General features: G+C 69.4%; 15 protein-coding genes. 5 read left to right on the top strand and 10 right to left on the bottom strand.

The window, feature by feature from the left end; all coding sequences use genetic code 11:
* Nucleotides 1-46: 46 nt before the first annotated feature.
* Entirely contained in the window at nt 47-2,758 is a 2,712-nt protein-coding gene (locus F9C12_RS34150) for an AAA family ATPase (protein ID WP_409463147.1), read from the bottom strand.
* A 127-nt stretch (nt 2,759-2,885) separates the two neighbouring features.
* Here F9C12_RS34150 and F9C12_RS34145 point away from each other — a divergent pair, with 127 nt between their 5' ends.
* From F9C12_RS34145 to F9C12_RS34130, 4 genes are all read left to right on the top strand, one after another.
* Entirely contained in the window at nt 2,886-4,397 is a 1,512-nt protein-coding gene (locus F9C12_RS34145; RefSeq protein ID WP_409463146.1) for a tannase/feruloyl esterase family alpha/beta hydrolase, read from the top strand.
* A gap of 126 nt (nt 4,398-4,523) precedes the next feature.
* Entirely contained in the window at nt 4,524-5,015 is a 492-nt protein-coding gene (locus F9C12_RS34140) for a DUF6130 family protein (RefSeq protein ID WP_409463145.1), read from the top strand.
* Nucleotides 5,016-5,037: 22 nt separating this feature from the next.
* Nucleotides 5,038-5,988, top strand: a complete 951-nt coding sequence (locus F9C12_RS34135; protein WP_409463144.1) for a LysR substrate-binding domain-containing protein — start codon at nt 5,038-5,040, stop codon at nt 5,986-5,988.
* Nucleotides 5,989-6,491: 503 nt separating this feature from the next.
* Nucleotides 6,492-7,007 (top strand): SRPBCC family protein, encoded by a 516-nt coding sequence (locus tag F9C12_RS34130; RefSeq protein WP_409463143.1) that lies wholly within the window; start codon nt 6,492-6,494, stop codon nt 7,005-7,007.
* A 19-nt stretch (nt 7,008-7,026) separates the two neighbouring features.
* On the opposite strand, the gene F9C12_RS34125 is transcribed toward F9C12_RS34130, so the two are convergent.
* The 9 genes from F9C12_RS34125 to F9C12_RS34085 form a co-directional block, all read right to left on the bottom strand.
* Entirely contained in the window at nt 7,027-7,467 is a 441-nt protein-coding gene (locus F9C12_RS34125; RefSeq protein WP_409463142.1) for a hypothetical protein, read from the bottom strand.
* A 941-nt stretch (nt 7,468-8,408) separates the two neighbouring features.
* Entirely contained in the window at nt 8,409-8,870 is a 462-nt protein-coding gene (locus F9C12_RS34120) for a hypothetical protein (protein ID WP_409463141.1), read from the bottom strand.
* Between the two features lie 30 nt (nt 8,871-8,900).
* Nucleotides 8,901-9,236 (bottom strand): hypothetical protein, encoded by a 336-nt coding sequence (locus F9C12_RS34115; RefSeq protein WP_409185865.1) that lies wholly within the window; start codon nt 9,234-9,236, stop codon nt 8,901-8,903.
* 108 nt (nt 9,237-9,344) lie between these two features.
* Nucleotides 9,345-10,856: an MFS transporter gene (locus F9C12_RS34110; RefSeq protein WP_409463140.1), complete on the bottom strand. Its 1,512-nt coding sequence runs from the start codon at nt 10,854-10,856 to the stop codon at nt 9,345-9,347.
* Nucleotides 10,857-10,885: 29 nt separating this feature from the next.
* Nucleotides 10,886-11,788: an NADP-dependent oxidoreductase gene (locus F9C12_RS34105; RefSeq protein ID WP_409463139.1), complete on the bottom strand. Its 903-nt coding sequence runs from the start codon at nt 11,786-11,788 to the stop codon at nt 10,886-10,888.
* A gap of 491 nt (nt 11,789-12,279) precedes the next feature.
* Nucleotides 12,280-12,996 carry a TetR/AcrR family transcriptional regulator gene (locus F9C12_RS34100; RefSeq protein ID WP_409463138.1) on the bottom strand — a complete coding sequence of 239 codons (717 nt, stop codon included), beginning with the start codon at nt 12,994-12,996 and terminating at the stop codon, nt 12,280-12,282.
* A 58-nt stretch (nt 12,997-13,054) separates the two neighbouring features.
* Entirely contained in the window at nt 13,055-13,867 is an 813-nt protein-coding gene (locus F9C12_RS34095; RefSeq protein ID WP_409463137.1) for a class I SAM-dependent methyltransferase, read from the bottom strand.
* Nucleotides 13,868-13,876: 9 nt separating this feature from the next.
* Nucleotides 13,877-14,329 (bottom strand): GbsR/MarR family transcriptional regulator, encoded by a 453-nt coding sequence (locus F9C12_RS34090; protein WP_409185860.1) that lies wholly within the window; start codon nt 14,327-14,329, stop codon nt 13,877-13,879.
* Nucleotides 14,330-14,363: 34 nt separating this feature from the next.
* On the bottom strand, nt 14,364-15,296 hold the full coding sequence (locus tag F9C12_RS34085; RefSeq protein ID WP_409463136.1) for an alpha/beta hydrolase: 933 nt from the start codon (nt 15,294-15,296) through the stop codon (nt 14,364-14,366).
* A gap of 105 nt (nt 15,297-15,401) precedes the next feature.
* Between F9C12_RS34085 and F9C12_RS34080 the strand changes: the two genes are divergently transcribed.
* The gene (locus tag F9C12_RS34080; protein WP_409185858.1) at nt 15,402-15,740 is read left to right on the top strand and encodes a PadR family transcriptional regulator; all 339 of its coding nucleotides are present in this window, start codon (nt 15,402-15,404) and stop codon (nt 15,738-15,740) included.
* Nucleotides 15,741-15,805: the final 65 nt, after the last annotated feature.

The raw sequence follows: 15,805 nt of genomic DNA, 5'->3' as shown, positions 1-15,805 counted from the left end.
AGCCCGGCCGCCGCCCGCGCCCGTCGGATGACGCAACCGGCGTACGTCAGTCGCCGAGCGCCTTCACCGCATCGGCCAGCTCAGCACGGGAACTCACGCCGAGTTTGGGGAAGATCCGGTGCAGGTGGGTCCCGACGGTCCGGTGCGAAAGATAGAGCCGCTGCCCGATCTCCCGGTTCGTCAGCCCCTCGGCGGCCAGCTGCGCGATGCTCAGCTCGTGCGGCGTCAGCTTGTCGCGCGCGTCCGGGCTCCGGTTCGGGCTCGACTCCCCCGCGCTGCGCAGCTCGCGCCGCGCCCGCTCGGCCCACGCCGTCAAGCCGAGCGCGTCGAAAGTCTCCCGCGCGGTGCGCAGGTGCGCCCGCGATTCGACGACCCGGCGCTGCCGCCGCAACCACTCTCCGAACGCCAGGTGGACCCGCCCGCGTTCGGCGGGCCATCCGCTCAAGTCCGCCCGCAACGCCGTGGTGAACAGGTCTTCGGCGGACTCCTTCGGCGCGAGCACGGCCCGCGCGTACCGCAGCCCGATGTGCAACGCCGGCGCGGAGGTCGTGGTCGCCAACGGCTCCAGTCCGGCCAGGATTTCGCGCATCGCGGCGGTCTGCCCGGCCCGGACGGCGGCTTCGGTCAGCTCCGCGACGCAGTACGCGCGCAGGGCCAGCTGGTAAGCCGGATCGGCCGGGTCGAGCAAGCGGCGCAGGTCGGCGAACGCGTCCTCGTACCGGCCTTCGCTCACCGCGACGAGCCCGCGCGCGAGCTGGACCGTGGCCAGCACCGGCCGCGCACCGGCGGCGAGTCCAGCGCGTTCGGCCTGGTCAGCGAGGGTGCTGGCCTGTTTGTGGTCGCCGCGCAAGGCCGCGATCTCGGCTTGGACCGCCAGCGCCAGCCCGCCCATGAACGGCTGGCCGGTCTCCTGCGCGAGCCGGACCGCCTCCGCGGCCGACGGTGCGGCCCCGGCCAGGTCGCCGAGCCGGACCCGGCTCCACGCTTGAACCGCCAGGGCCCGCGGCAACAATCCGAGCCTGCCTTGCGCCCGCAGGCCCGGCACCGCGGCCGTCGAGAAGCGGGCCGCCAGGTCGAACGCGCCCACCTGCAAGGACGCGCTGCCCAGGTACCGGTCGGTTTCCGGATCAGCCCCGGCCGCGCCGGCGAGGACGCGCAACTGTTCCAGCACCGCGGTGCCCCGCTCGAACGGCGCGACGTACGCGGCGACCGCGAGCAGGCGCGGATCGTCGTCCGGGATGGGCAGTTCGGCGGCGACGTCCAGCAGGGTCCGGCGGACCGGCTCGCCGGGTTCGGCCCAGAAACACCGCATCGCGGCACCCCACAGGATCCGCATCGCCGCGTCGTGCTGCCCGTCCGCGGCGACGGATCCGGCAAGCGCCGCCAGCTCCCCGATCCGGGCGGGGTCCTCGCGGACGCCGTCCTCGAAGCCGCTGAGCAACTGGCTCGCGGTGGCCTTCCGGCGCGGGGAAAGCGGTCCGTTCCGGGCGTCGCGCACCAGACGTTCGGCAGTCTCGCGGCGACCGGTTTCCACCGCCAGCTCGGCGGCCCGCAGCAACCGGTCCGCCCGCGCGTCCGGGTCTTCGCTGAGCCGCGCCGCCTGCTCCAACGCGGCGATCGCGGCGGCGGCCCCGCCTCTCCGGCGCGCCCGATCGGCGGCGGATTCGAGGGCCGCCGCCACCGTTTCGTCCGGCCCGGAGGCCGCCCGGGCCTGGTGCCAGGCGTGCCGATCGGGCTGGTCACGCACCGTCTCGGCCAACGCGAGCTGCGCGCGCCGCCGGTCGCCGAGCGGCGCGGCGGCGGGAATGGCCGAACGCATCAGCGGATGCCGGAACCTCACGCAGCCGACCGCGAACTCGACCAGCCGGGCGTCGGCAGCGGGGCTGAGCACCTCGGGAGCCACCGGGCTGCCGAGGAAAACCCCGGTCGCGGCAAGGGTTTCGGCGAGTGAACCGGCCTCGTTGAGCGCCGCGATCAGCAGCGCGGCGCGGGTGGCCTCCGGCAGGGTCGCGACCCGGGAGGCGAACGTCCGCTCGAGGCGTTCGGTCAGCGGCAGGACCGGATCGAGCACGTCGAGGTCGGCCACCGCAGCCGGAAGCTCGGTCAGCGCGAGCGGATGGCCCGCGGACTCGGCGAGCAGCCGGGTGCGGACCATCGGGTCGAGCCGCGGCGCGACCGAGTCGAGCAGTTCCGCGGCGGCGTCGTCGGGGAGGCGGTCGAGCGGCACCGGGGAGAGGCCGGCGTCGAGCAGCGGACTGGACGCGTCCCGGAGCGTCGCGATGAGCGCGACCGGTTCGGTTTCGATCCGCCGGGCGACGAAAGCCAGGACGTCGGCGCTGGCGCGGTCGAGCCAGTGAACGTCCTCGGCGAGCACCAGCACCGGCTTCGCGGAGGCGGTATCGGCGAGCAAGGTCAACGCGGCGAGGCCGACCAGGTAAGCGCTGGGTTCCGGCCCGTCCGCGAGCCCGAGCGCGGTCTCCAGCGCCGTCCGTTGCGGCGCGGGCAGCTCGGCCACGCCCGCGCGAACGGGGTGCAGCAGCTGGTGCAGCCCGGCGTAGGCGAGGTCCTGCTCGGCCTCGGTGCCGGTCGTGCGCAGCACTCGCGTCCCCGCGACCGAGGCAGCCTCGGCCGCCGCGGCGACGAGCGCGGACTTCCCGATCCCGGCCTCGCCCCGGAGGAGGACGCCGACACGTCCTTCCGGGCCGTCGACCAGCTCAGTCAGCTCCTTGAGCTCGGCGTCCCGTCCGTACAGCGTCATGGTCCTCCCCTAGCCACTGCCAGCGACGATACCGGGCGACGTACGACGACGACGTCGTCCGACGGGCGCGGAGACGGTCGCGAGCGCCTTAGCTTCAGGCGACAGCGACCCTCCACAAAGGAAAGCGATGAGACGTACTCTCTTGGCGTTGCCGCTCGCGGCGCTGCTGGCGACCACGGTCACCCAGCTCGCGCCCAGCGCCGCCGCGGCCGAAACGACCGCCTGCGCCACAGTTCCGGTCGCCGCGCCCAGCGGCGCGAAAATCGAATCGGTGCGGGCCGAGCCGAAGCCCGGCTATTGCGAAATCACCGTCACGCTCACCCATCCCGGGGCCAACGACCACGTCAAGGTCGCCGTGGCCTTGCCGCAAACCGGATGGACCGGACGGCTCCAAGCGGTCGGCGGAAGCGCGTACGCCGCCGGGGACTTCGGCGCACCGCTGGCCCAGGCCGCCAAGGACGGCTACGCGGGCGTGACCACCGACGCCGGGGTCGGCGCCGGATTGGACACCTCGTGGGCGCTGACCGCGCCCGGCAAGGTCAACCGGCCCCTGCTGACGAACTTCGCCACCCGCTCGGTGCACGAGGCCGCGCTGGTCGGCAAGGACGTCGCCCAGCAGTTCTACCAGCGGCCGGTGACCTATTCGTACTGGAACGGCTGCTCGACCGGCGGCCGCCAGGGCTACTCCGAGGCGCAGAACTACCCCGGCGACTTCGACGGCATCCTGGCGAACGCGCCCGCGGTCCACTGGACGCAGTTCGCGGTCGCGACGCTCTGGCCGCAGATCGTGATGAACCAGGAGCACGACTTCCCGAGCGCCTGCGTCTTCACCGCGTTCCGGCAGGCCGCGATCAAGGCGTGCGACGCGAACGACGGCGTCCGGAACGGCATCGTCGACCGGCCGGACGAATGCAGCTACGACCCGCGGTCGCTGATCGGCACGAAGGTTCTCTGCGCCGGCGAGGAAATCCCCGTCACGGCCAAGGACGCCGACGTCATGCGCAAAATCTGGGCCGGGCCGACCGACGAACGCGGCCGGAAGCTGTGGGACGGCCTTCCGAAAGGCGCCGATTTCGCCTGGCTGGCCGGAACCGGCGACAGCCCGTACGCCACCGGGTTCCCGGTCGCGGTCAAATGGGTGCAGTCGTTCGTGGCCAAACAGGCTGATTTCGACGTTTCGAAGCTCAGCTACGCGCAGTTCGCCCAGGTGTTCCGGCAGTCGGTGCGGGAGTACGACGACGTCATCGGCACCGCCGGCCCGGACCTGTCGGCCTTCCGCCGGACCGGCGGGAAACTGCTGACCTTCGTCGGTTCGGACGACCAGCTCATCCCGCCCGGCGGCACGCTGCGCTACCGCACCGAGGTCGAACGGGCGATGGGCGGCCCCCACCGGGTGAACGACTTCTACCGGCTGTTCCTGGCCCCCGGCGTCGAACACTGCGGCGGCGGGAAGGGCGCGGCGCCGGTCAACCCGCTCGGCGCGCTCGTCGACTGGGTCGAACACGGCAAGGCGCCGGCCACCTTGCCTGCCGCGACCGCGGACGGGAAGCAGACCCGCGACCTGTGCGCGTACCCGCGGGTTTCGCGGTACCGGGGCTACGGCGACCCGGCCGTGGCGTCCAGCTACCGCTGCCGCTGACCTGTGCCGTGCGTGCCGACCCCAGCGGCACGCACGGCACTTCCCTTACGAATTCCCTTATGACGTACAGCAATGCGGTCAGCCGACCGACGCGAAGGTGATCAACAGCGGCCTAGTTTTCGTTCCATGGCTCATTTTCTTCGCACCGCGATTCTCGGCTCGGTTGTCTTGCTGGCGACGGCTTGCTCCGCTTCTGCCGCACCTCCTCCTGCCTCGCCCCCGGCGCCCGCCGCGCCTCCCGCCGCGGCCTCGGGATGGCCGCCCGCACCGGTCGTACCGCTGCCGTCCCAGCCGCCGCCCGCGCTCGTCGTCGACGCACCGCTGCCGGAACAGCTCGCGAAAGGCCTCGTCGTCCTGCGCTACCGGGCGGAAAATCTGCGCATCGTCCCGGTCTACGGCCCCGCCGCGCTCGACGTTTCCCCGCGCATCGGCCACATCCACGTCACGGTGGACGACGCGCCCTGGCACTGGGCCGACGGCAGCGGCGAACCGCTGATCATCCAGTCCCTGCCGCCCGGCCCGCACAAGGTGTGGATCGGACTGGCCGACCCGACGCACAAGGTGCTAGACAGCAAAACCGTCAGTTTCGTCGTGCCGCCGGGCGGCCAGCACCACTGAGCGGACCGGCAGAATCGAACGCATGACCGACCGCGCCGATCTCGTCGACGGCAGACTCAAGCTCCGGCATCTACGTTACGCGGTGGCCATCGCCGAACACGGCTCGCTGGTCGCCGCCGGCGAGCGGATGCACGTCACCCAGCCGGTGCTGACCCGCGGGCTGCGCGAACTCGAGTCGATCCTCGGGCTCGAACTGTTCGAGCGCGGCCCGCGGGGAACGACGCCGACCCTGTTCGGCGAGGTGTTCGTCGACCACGCCAAGGCGGTGCTCGCCGAGCTTCGCCGGGCTGGGCGGCATCTCGAAGAACTGGTCAACGGGCACGCCGGCACCGTCACGATCGGCATCTTCCTCGCCGGCGCGAGCGTGCTGTTGCCCCGCGCGGTCGCGCGGGTGAAAGCCGTCGCGCCGGACCTGACCGTCGTCATCCGGCACGGCGGCCCGGAAGCGCTGTACGAGGCGCTGCTCGCCGGCGACGTCGACCTTGTCGTCGGCACGCTCGAACCGGCGAACAACGACCGGCTGCGCCAGCACCACCTCTACTACGAGCCCGCACGCGTGGTGGCGCGCAGCCAGCATCCCGCGCACCAGCGGCCGGGAGTGACACTCGCCGACCTGGTCGGCGAGCTCTGGTCGCTGCCACCCGCGGACAACCCGCAGCGGCGGCAACTGGAGGAACACCTCCTGAGCCGCGGCCTCCCGACCCCGGCCAACCGCATCGAATGCGGTTCGTTCCTCGCCGTGCGCGCCATCGCGCTGGAGACCGACACCCTGGTCGTGATGCCGCAGCTGGTCGCCGAGACCGAACCGGGGCCGGCCGTGCTGCCGATCGACCTCGGCATCGTGGAATCGGTCGGCGTCACGCTGCCCGCGGGCAGGCAGCTCACCCCGACGATGTTGCTCGTGATGCGAAGACTGGACGAGGTGGCGGCCGAGATCCGGGCGGCGATCACCGGCTATGCCCTACCGGCATAGCGGAGCACCAATGCCGCATTGGACGGGCATGGCCACGACTTCTAGCGTGCGAATCATGGAAATGAATTCCCCGTGCCGCATTCCTCCCGGTTCCGGTTCTGGTTCGGTGGCCAGTTCCGGTTCGGCGGCCGTTTCCGATTTCGCTTCGGCGGCCGTTTCAGGTTCGGCGGCCGGTTCCAGCAGCCGGCGGAAGTTTCCGGCCGGTCGGTGATTCCGTCAGCCCCGTGCTCCCGTTTCGGCACATACCTGCTCGCCTTTTTCGCCCCCCCGCGCCCGGCAGGTGCGGATCACCGGACTGACCCAGTCAGCGACCGCCCTCGGGAACAACGGCGGCTTCATGCGCTGCTCAGCCGATCACCACCACGTGCTGCCTCGGCCGCCGTCGCGCTTCTTCTGATATCTCAAAAGACCCGGCCGGATATTTCAGCGAGCAATCGACTGCGACCTCGGCGCGCGCATGTCCGGACAGCATTCCCCAGACACCCTCGAAAAGGAGAGACATCGTGACAACCGCCCTGTACGTCCCGCAGATTCCGGACAGCCTCAACATCCGCTTCGTCGAAAACCGCATCGTGGTCAACCGGCCGGTGCAGGAGGTCTACGACTGGGCGACCACCTGGCCGAACCTGCCGAAGTGGCTCCCGATGGCGTCCGGAACCGAAGTCCGCCGCGGCACGGCGGACGTCCCCGCGGAACTCGGCGACGTACTGCTCGAAACCATCGTTCCGGACCTGAACGAAAAGCCGAAGCTGTACAGCGTCGTCGCGCGGGTCCCGGGCAAACTCTGGACGGTGGCCGGCCGCGACGTGCTCGACGACGGGACCCTGGCGCCGTCGCTGCACGCGATCGCCACCTTCACCACCTTCGACCTCGGCGACGGCACGACTTTGTTCTGCCGCCTGTTCGAGCGCCTGGTCCCGCCCACCGAACCGGCCGGCCCGCACCCGGTCGAGGATCCAGCACGCATTCAGCCCGGACTGGAACTGCTCAAGGCACACCTCGAGGGCACCGCCGCGTAAGACCCGCGGCCGGCCTCCCTTACCGCGTGACGGTGACCGTCGGCCCTTCCAACGTCTCGTACGAGTAATTGTCCCCGACGAACTGGTGCTCGATTACATACTGGCCGGCCTGCGCGTTGGCGAAAACCCCGATGGAGAAGGTGAAGGTTTTGCTGCCGTTGAGCGGGACGTCGCCCACGTCGTAGCGAATGGTGTTTCCAGCCTGATAGCACAGCGCGCAGGTGCTGACGTCCAGAAGCTGATTGATCGCCCCGTTCGCCACGCCCAAACCGAGCTTTCCGCCTTTCAGCGGATCGGCGTCCGCGTTCGACAGGGTCACCGAGAAGGTCAGGGCCGCCCCGGGCGCGACCGTGGCCGGGGTAATGCTCACCGCACTCGACGGCGCCGGATCGGCGCTCGCGGACGTGCTGATCGCCAACAAGCCAAGAGCACACAAAGCCGCGACAATGATTTTTCTCATGACAGCTGATCACCCACTCCATGCTGGCACCACACAAGAAAGGAATTGACCCGCCTCGGCCGGTTTCGCACTCGCACCGCCATTCGGAGCACGCTGCTCATTCTTTCGGCCGCACCGCATTTCGTCGCTTTCCGACCGGATTGACCGAGAACGGGGATTACGACCTCCTTCTAGGCCAGACCCCCGACAGGCCGACGTAAACCCGGAAAGGATAGCGGGAATCAAGCCCGTCGCGCGAGAACTGTTTGGCCGATCGCCGCTATCGTCGGAGACCAGTCGACGAAAGGGCTAACCTGCTCGTGGGGACGGCAGCAGCACCCGATCCGAACGGCCCCGCTGATCAGCCAGCGGGACAGTGCGGATCTCCCATCGGGACGCGAGCACCTACGTCCTGCCCGAGCTCGACCTCGACGCCCCGGTCCTCCGTTCAGTCGCGCTCGAGCACGAACTCCTCGGCGCGTCCGGCCTGCTGGCGAACGGCTTCGAGGACGAAGACAGCAGCGCGACGCTCTTCCTAGACATCACCGACGGCACCGTGATATCTCAGGCCCGCGCGCACGATCCACGGTCGCGGGGCCTAGCGAATTCCCCACCGGCGAGCAGGATTACGGAATCTTCCGCGCAATACGGACCGCGCCGGGGCGCACTGGCCCAACCACGTTTTGCTGCCCATCAATCGACACGGCGGCATTCGGTGTCCCGAATCCGAAAACATCCGCCAATCGCGCTCTCGATTCCACAGTCTGACCGAAAACGCCCCCTACTCCGCGAACCGCTGTTGCGCGATCCCTACACCACGCAACCGGCGCTGGACCGCGACGGCACGGCCGTTTTCGGGACAAAAGGACGGAGGCACTAGTCAGCAACCAGCCCAAACGACGAACCGTCCCCGCGCCACGGAGGCCATCTCAACGACAACCCGTGAGATACCAGCAACACCGTCACCGCACCACAACATAACCTCCCCCAACCCGCGCCGCAGCAAGATCGGCGTGCGTGGAGGCACTGGTCAGAAACCGTCCCTGGACGACGCGCACCCATGAGCCCTCCAGAGGGAAGACGAGCACCAGCTTCGTCCCGTCAGTTCCGCGCACCATCGCGCCCTTCCGCAAGTTTCCGAGAAACTCGATGACGTCGCGCTCGATCTCCTCCGCGAACTCCCGGTACTTGGCCTGCGAGATGTCGTACAGATCCGTGTCTATGGCGTAAGTGGTCCGCTTGCCGGTCGCCGGGTCCCAGGCTTCGAACTCCATCCCGAGCCAGCGCCGCGGATCGACGATCACCGTGGCCTGCCACGTCAACCCGCTGAGTTGCCATCTCACCGAGGCGTCGTCGGCGACCACCGTCCACGGGGTGGTTGTCGGGAGTTCGCGGAGGAATGCAAGAAGCCCTTGGCCGGTCACGCGGCCCAGTCTATGCCGCGGACCTCCGAATCAGCGGACCGTGAACGGCAAGATCGAATAGGAATGCTGGCAGTCCAGCGCCACCCAGTAATTCCCGTTCCCCGCCGGAGTCACGTCCGGCCGGACACTCGCCTGCGCGGTGCCGACATAGGTGGGCGGGTTCGTCGGGAACCCGGTGAGCACGTTCGACCACAGCTGGCGTACTGGTCCGTCGTCCTTGCTGCACTGCCAGCTCATCGTCACCGTATCGCCAGGTGCGCCCGAGGTCGGATCGAGAGTCAGCTGCGAGGTGGCTGACGCGGGCGCCGCCGTCCCGATTCCCGCCAGCCCCAGTATTCCCAGCAAGACAATTGCCCTACGAATCATGACCCCTCCCCAGGTTTCGAACTCCTCACAATAGAACCTCGCGCTTCCGGCTGTCCAGGCGTCCGTCAGGAGGCGGCATTGCCATACCACCGGGCTGGCGTTCGTGTCTCAACCGACCGCCGTGTCATGTTCAGCGGCCACCGGCAATGGACCGCTCCGGAACAGCAGTGCGGCCAGTACCGCACTGCCGAGGAAAACCGCCGCCGCGATCCAGAACACCAGGTGGTATCCGGCGAAGGTCGCCGCGGCGAGGGTCTCCGGGCCAGTCGCCGGATGAGCGGCCAGGTATCCGGCGACCGCGGACGTCGTGAGGGAGCTGAATACCGCGGTCCCGATGGAGCCGCCGATTTGCTGGGCCGTCGTCACGAGCGCGGATGCCACCCCGGCGTCGTGCGGCTGGACACCGCTGGTCGCCGCGTTCTGGACCGGGCCGAAGATGAAGCCGAATCCGACGCCGGTGACCAGCAGGGCGGGGAGGATGTTCGCCGCGTAGCTCGAATCCGCGCCCAGCCCGGTGAGCAGGACCATGCCAGCCGCGGCGAGGAGGCAGCCCAGCGGAACGATCGGCCGAGGCCCCCAGCGCGGCAGGAGCACCGCCCCGGAGAACACCGCTCCCGCCATGACCAGGCCGATCATCGGCAGGAAGGCCACACCGGTCTGCAGCGGACTGAATCCCAGCGTGTTCGCGAGATAGAACGTGAGGAAGAGGAAGACCGCGAACATCCCGGTCCCGGTGATGCCCAGGGTCAGGTACGCCGCGCCGCGGACCCGGTCGAGGAGCACCCGCAACGGCAGCAGCGGATGCGCGGTGCGGCGTTCGATGACCACGAAGGCGGCGATGAGCACGACGCCCGCGAGCACCGGACCGAGCGTCCGGATGTCGTGCCAGCCGTTTCTTTCCGCGGTACCGAGCCCGAACACGATCCCGATCAGGCCGGCCACGACGGCGGCCGTGCCCGCGACGTCGGGACGCACCCGCTGAGTCCGATCACCGTCGCGCAAAAGGATTAGCCCGCCGACGAACGCGACCGCCGCGATGATCAGGTTGACGTAGAGGCACCATCGCCACGACAGGCCCTGCGTGAGGACGCCGCCCAGCAGCAATCCCACTGCACCACCCGCACCCGAGATCGCGCCGAATATGCCGAACGCACGGCCGCGTTCCTTCGGGTCGTCGGCAAAAGTGATGGACAGCAAGGACAACGCGGCTGGTGCGAGCATCGCGGCGAACGCGCCTTGACCGATGCGTGCGGCCAGCAGCGTCGCGAAATTCCCGGCGGCACCACCGACCGCGGAGGCGAGCGCGAACCCGCCAACGCCGATGAGGAACAGCCGCTTCCGTCCAAAGTAGTCAGCGAGCCGTCCGCCGAGGAGCAGGAGACTGCCGAACGCGAGCGCGTAGCCGGTCAGCACCCATTGCCGGTAATCGGCGGGGAATCCGAGATCGTGCTGCGCGCTCGGAAGGGCGATGTTGACGATGGTGGAATCGAGGATGTCCATCAGCTGGGCAAGGCTCAGCACGACGAGCGTCAGCCAGCGATGCTTGTGGCGCACGGCGTTTCCGGGCGCGCTTCGAGGAGCCGGCTGGGCGATCCCGGTCGGCGAAAGGTCAGAATTCATGGAGTTCTTTCGATTGAGTGAGGGGCCCGTCAACTGGGCAGCAGGACAAGCTTTCCGCGCACGCGGCCCGATTCGCCGACCCGGTGCGCTTCCGCGACCTCGGTCAGCGGGAACGTCTGCCCGACCGGCAGCGTGAACTTCCCGGCTTCGACCAGTTCGCCGAGCTGAGATATCACATACAGCGCGTGCCCGCCGTCGCCGCGGCTGAACCGCACGCCGTACTGCTGGGCACCGGCGAAATCGGCGATAGTGAGGACGTGGTCCGCGCCGCCGGCGAGCTGGATCAGCTCCGGCAAGACGCCGCTCCCCGCGACGTCCAAGGCCAAGTCGACGCCATCGGGCGCGAGCGCGCGGACCCGATCTGACATACCAGGGCCGTAGGCAACGGGCTCGGCACCGAGCGAGCGCAGAAAGTCATGCGTGGCAAGGCTTCCGGTGCCGACCACGCGCGCACCCCGGGCCACGGCAAGCTGAACCGCGGCACTGCCCACACTGCCGGAAGCACCGTTGACGAGCACCGTGACACCGCTGCCGACACCTAGTTGGTCGAGCGCACGCGCCGCAGTCTCCGTCGCGGCGGGCAATGCGGCGGCTTCCGCGAAACTGAGCGACGGCGGGATGGGCGCGTAGCAGGACAGCACGGCCAATTCCGCTTGTGCGCCACTGGAAGCGGTGAAACCGAACACGCGGTCGCCGATCTCGACATCCGTCACGCCCTCGCCGAGTTCGTCCACGATGCCCGCTGCTTCGTGCCCCATGGCCTGCGGGAGTTCCTGATCCATCAGGCCCTGCCGCTTCTTCCAGTCGCTCGCGTTGATTCCCGCCGCACGCACGGAAATCCGGACCTGATCGGGCCCCGGACGCGGATCCGGGACCTCGGCGAGTTCGAGGACTTCCGGGCCGCCGAACCTGCTGAACCGGACCGATTTCATGAGGCAATCCCTTCCCGGTCCGAGACCGAGGATCGAAGCGGCAGGCACGGCAATCGCGACCAGCCCACCCGTTCGCGGGGCAGCGCGACGGAAGACCGTGAGGTCGCCCTCGCTCGTGCCGCGGACCCGGCCGGGAGCGGACGTCGCCACTGGCCGCCGAGCCGCGATGAAGGCACCTGCCGGTCCGGTGAACGCAGGCCCGCGATGTACGAACACCGTTCTATCAACGAACGGTGTTCCTGTCAAGGCGCGCGAAGTCCACCGCGGGGAGATTTCAGCTAGACACACGACCGACCGGAGGGCCCTGACCTGGGCTTACTCACCCCGGGGGCCTGCCAGCAGGGTGGAACTTGCCGGGGGCCAGACCGGCAGCCGAGTACTGGCCAGCGCTCATCCGAGGCCGAACCGCTGATATCCGTCCGGTGGTGCGCTGGCATGGCAGACGGCAGCGGCTGATCGCCTCACAACGCGTCCGGCCGCCGGGCACCGACCTACCGACGGGCCAGACCGTCGATCATCACCTCGAGCGCGAAGTCGAACCGGTCGTGCCCCTCACCGGCAGTCAGCTCGGCGGCATGGCTTGCGGTATAAGGAAATTCCTCCGCGGGCAGCGAAGCGAGACGACGCCGCATCTCCTCCCTCCCCACAATCCACACGGCATCCTTCTCCGCCACCCGCCGGCGCACGATCGACGTCTCGAGGCAGTAGGCGGCCACATAGAGCAGGAGCGAATCCACGCCCCAAGCCGCGGCCTGCGCCGGGACGCCGCCGTTCAGCAGGATCGCCAGCATGCCCTCGGTGAGCCGCGCCGTGTCGAGGTCGGTGGGCGCCACCGCGAACGCGGCGCCGGAGATCCCGGGGTAGGCCAGGTACAGGTCGCGCAACTGGACGCACACGTGGCGAATCTGCTCGCGCCAGTTCGCGGGATCCGGTTCCGGCAGGACGATTTTCGCGCTCAGCCGCGCGATGAGCAGCTCGTCGAGATCGGTTTTGTTGACCACGTGCGCGTAAAGCGAAGCGGGACCGGTGTTCAGCGCGTCGGCCACGCGGCGCATGGACAACGCCTCGTACCCCTCGGCGGCGATGATCGCCAACGCGGCGTCGACAACCTGCTCCACGGTGATCGGCACCGTGCGCCGCCGGGGTTTCGGGCTGGTTCCGGGCTTCGGCGGCTGATGCCGTGCCGCACGCCGCTGCTTGGGGTCCACCGGCCCACCTTATCCGGGACGGCAGCCGTTCGTTCGCCGAACACCGTTCGCCCGGAGGCTAGAACCGGTACCGAAGCACCCGGGTGCCCTGCCTGGACAACCAGGCGCTGCACCCCATCGCCCGGGTCGTCGCCCGCAGCGGCTGCGGGAACTCGCGGACTTCCGGAGCGCGGGTCAGCAGCTGCTCGTCGGCCAGGGTCAGCCCGGCCTGCCAGGTCTCGGGCTCGTGTGCGTCGTCGAACCCTTGCGCGGCGCTGATTCCGATGGCCTTGATCGCCGGGTGGTACTTCATCGACCAGGCGGCGAACCGGGTGTAGCCGTTGAGCGCCAGCTCCCCGGTGCGGAAGTGCTCGGTGAGCTGCCGCGTCAGCCGCTGGAACGCGGCACCGGGCAGGAAGGGCAGGACGCCCTCGGCGACGATCATGGCCGGCCGGTCGCGCGGCAGCGGATCGAGCCAGCCGAACGTGGTCAGATCAGCACCTACCCGGTGAGATATCTCAGGCAGGAACTGGGATCGCAGCGCGACGACGTCGGGAAAATCGACGTCGTACCAGTCGATGCCGTCAGGCAGGTCACAGCGCAGCACCCGGGTGTCGAGGCCACACCCGAGGTCGAGCACGACCGCGTCGGGATGCGCCGCGGCGAACGCCCGGACCGCTTCGTCGAGTTTCTTGGCCCGCAGGGCGGTTCCGCAGACGAGGCTGGGTTTGACCTTGAGCCGGGCGAAGTCGTAGTCGATCCGCTCGGCGATCCGGGCCGAATGAAGGTCGCCGAGGATCGGCCGCGGCGACCGGGCGTCCAGGGCCCTGGCGTGAAGGGTGAGCAACAGGGTTTCCCGGAGCGGGTCCAGGTCGGGACGCAGGCGTGGCACGAGAAGTCCTTACGTTTTCAGGGGGTGGCGCGCGGCGAGGTCGCGCAGCCAGGTCAGCGACCGCTGCGCGGCGCGGATGCGTTCGGTGTTCGGGCCGCCCCCGGCGAGTTTCATGCCCTCGTCGGCGATGTCGCCGAAGGCGCCGAGGCTGTCGAGCTTGCGCTGGACCACCTTGTGCCAGGCGTCGTCCTCGATGCGGTAGTACGTGGTGCGGTCGCCGGGGACGCGGACCTTGCGGACGAGCCCGATCGTGGTCAGGAAGCGCATGTTCGACGTCAGCGAGGCGCGGCTGGCCTGGATCGCGTCGGCGATCCGGCCCGCGGACTGCTCGGGCGGGTCGCAGATCATCAGCAGGCCGAGGATGCGCCCGGTGATCGGCGGGAGCGCCCATTCCTCCACACAGAACGTCGCCACCCGCTCGACCCACTGCAGCACCTCGGCCTGCTTGTCCTCATTGGACATCGCGCGTCCTCCTCGACCTGCTCTCCGGCAGCTGTCACTCTGTCATGGCAGCCCCCGCACCCGGGGAAGGCACCGGGGTGACGCCGGGCTGCGGCACCTTGCGCAGGTGCTGGTCGAACCAGTCCACGGCCAGCGCCATCGCCTCCTCCAGGCCCGGTCCGGTGTAGAGGCCGAGCACGTCGTAGGGCAGCACCTCGAGCCGTTTCGGCTCGCCTGCCTTGGCGAACGCGCTCTGCGCCTCATCGAGCAAGTGGTAGGGATCCCAGCCGCCGTTGGCGATCATCAACAGCGGGGTCGGGGCCAGCCGGTGGATGAGCTGCTCCGGCGCGAAGGTGAGCAGATGCTCGGTCGAGTCGAGGGTCTTTTCGTTGCGGTAGGAGGGAAACATCTGCGCGGCGACGTCCGGCGCGTCCCGCACGCTGTCCCCCAGTTTCAGGTGCGGGACTCTCGCGCTGGCCCCGCCCTCGTAGCGCCGCTGCCAGTCCGCGTCGAGCTGATCGCGCATCGCGCGCACCCCCGCCCAGCCGGCGAGCCGTTCCAGATACCGCCACCCGTTCCACACGCTGGGGCTCTGCACGACGACACACTTGGCGCGCCGGTCGAGCACGGCGGCCTGCACCGCGACCGAACCGCCGATGCTGACACCCCACAGCCCAATCCGTGCCATATCAACTTCCGGCCGCTGTTGTAGGTAGGAGATCGCACTGCGGAAATCCTCCGCCTGCCGTTCCGGGTAGTCCTGTCCCCGCGGCTCTCCCTCGCTGCCGCCGACCGTGCGGTAATCGATCGCCAGCACGGCGAACCCGGCGCGCACGAAGTACGGCGCGAAGACGGCCAGCGCCTCCTTGACCATCACCCCGCTGTGCCCGAGCACCAGACCCGGCACCGGGCCTTCGGCGTCCGGCAGATACAGGTCACCGGCACACCAGGTGCCGAGACTGTTGAACCTCACCTGTTCGGAGTCCATTGCCGCCCCCTTCTTGCTAGTTATTTCAGTCTGCACTGAAACTTCTAGCATCGTCAATACGCCAGACTGGCCGCCATATACAGCTCGCCGGTATATGCTGCCGAGGTGAACGACAGTGCTCTGCGCGAGCCGACCTTCCTGATCCTCACCGCGCTCGCCGCCCAGCCGCAGCACGGGTACGGCGTGCTCCGCGACGTCGAGACGATCTCCGACGGCCAGGTCAAGCTGCGAGCGGGCACGTTGTACGCCGCGCTGGACCGGCTTCACGCGGAGGGCTGGGTGGAGGTGGACCGCGAAGAGGTCGTGGACAGCAGGCTGCGCCGCTACTACCGGCTGAGCGAACCGGGAGCCGCGCGACTGGCCGCCGAAATCCAGCGACGGAACCGCCACACCACGGTCGCCGAACTACGGCTTCAGCTCCGCAATGGGGGTAAACGGGCTTAAGCCCCCGCAGCCGCCGGGTCCTGCCCCACGTGCGCATCGAGCTGTGCACGGCGAAGAGGCTCTGG

The organism is Amycolatopsis sp. GA6-003 (assembly GCF_046267895.1).
In the GTDB taxonomy this organism is placed as follows: domain Bacteria; phylum Actinomycetota; class Actinomycetes; order Mycobacteriales; family Pseudonocardiaceae; genus Amycolatopsis.
The sequence above is the reverse complement of the archived record's forward strand: the minus strand, read 5'-3'. Positions and strand labels throughout refer to the sequence as shown.

Bases quoted from the DNA above. Each gene is read 5' to 3' on its own strand.
- F9C12_RS34150 (WP_409463147.1), bottom strand. From the start codon at position 2,758: ATGACGCTGTACGGACGGGACGCCGAGCTCAAGGAGCTGACTGAGCTG.
- F9C12_RS34145 (WP_409463146.1), top strand. From the start codon at position 2,886: ATGAGACGTACTCTCTTGGCGTTGCCGCTCGCGGCGCTGCTGGCGACC.
- F9C12_RS34140 (WP_409463145.1), top strand. From the start codon at position 4,524: ATGGCTCATTTTCTTCGCACCGCGATTCTCGGCTCGGTTGTCTTGCTG.
- F9C12_RS34135 (WP_409463144.1), top strand. From the start codon at position 5,038: ATGACCGACCGCGCCGATCTCGTCGACGGCAGACTCAAGCTCCGGCAT.
- F9C12_RS34125 (WP_409463142.1), bottom strand. From the start codon at position 7,467: ATGAGAAAAATCATTGTCGCGGCTTTGTGTGCTCTTGGCTTGTTGGCG.
- F9C12_RS34115 (WP_409185865.1), bottom strand. From the start codon at position 9,236: ATGATTCGTAGGGCAATTGTCTTGCTGGGAATACTGGGGCTGGCGGGA.
- F9C12_RS34110 (WP_409463140.1), bottom strand. From the start codon at position 10,856: ATGAATTCTGACCTTTCGCCGACCGGGATCGCCCAGCCGGCTCCTCGA.
- F9C12_RS34105 (WP_409463139.1), bottom strand. From the start codon at position 11,788: ATGAAATCGGTCCGGTTCAGCAGGTTCGGCGGCCCGGAAGTCCTCGAA.
- F9C12_RS34090 (WP_409185860.1), bottom strand. From the start codon at position 14,329: ATGTCCAATGAGGACAAGCAGGCCGAGGTGCTGCAGTGGGTCGAGCGG.
- F9C12_RS34085 (WP_409463136.1), bottom strand. From the start codon at position 15,296: ATGGACTCCGAACAGGTGAGGTTCAACAGTCTCGGCACCTGGTGTGCC.